Source organism: Pseudomonas sp. SIMBA_067 (assembly GCF_046534675.1).
GTDB classification, from domain to species: Bacteria; Pseudomonadota; Gammaproteobacteria; order Pseudomonadales; family Pseudomonadaceae; genus Aquipseudomonas; species Aquipseudomonas putida.
Genome location: NZ_JAWRYH010000870.1, coordinates 1 through 254, shown reverse-complemented (window position 1 = coordinate 254; position 254 = coordinate 1). Strand labels below are relative to the sequence as shown.

At 41.7% G+C, this 254-nt stretch carries 1 protein-coding gene; it reads right to left on the bottom strand.

Annotation, left to right across the window (positions count from 1 at the left end):
• Positions 1-108, bottom strand: a 108-nt coding sequence (locus SB765_RS31700) for a ribose-phosphate pyrophosphokinase-like domain-containing protein (RefSeq protein WP_410932764.1), incomplete at its 3' end; no start/stop codon positions are given.
• Between the last annotated feature and the right edge of the window lie 146 nt (positions 109-254).

Genomic DNA, 254 nt, shown 5'->3' with positions numbered 1-254 from the left:
CTCACCGTCACTAAAACGGCCAACAACAGCATCGCCTAATTCAATATATAAACGTTTTGCAACTTTTTGAGCTAGGTCAGGTGTTGCGTTACCAGCGAAGAGCTTCATGTCAGGCACGGTAGGGTTCCTCAGGCACTGAATTTTTGGACTAACTTACATTGAATGAACAAAGTAGGTTAACTTATGATTACTTGTACGTTACTTCATTTATCAATGATGGCGGCTAACTCCGTGTGAGCAGGAGAAGTATTAAC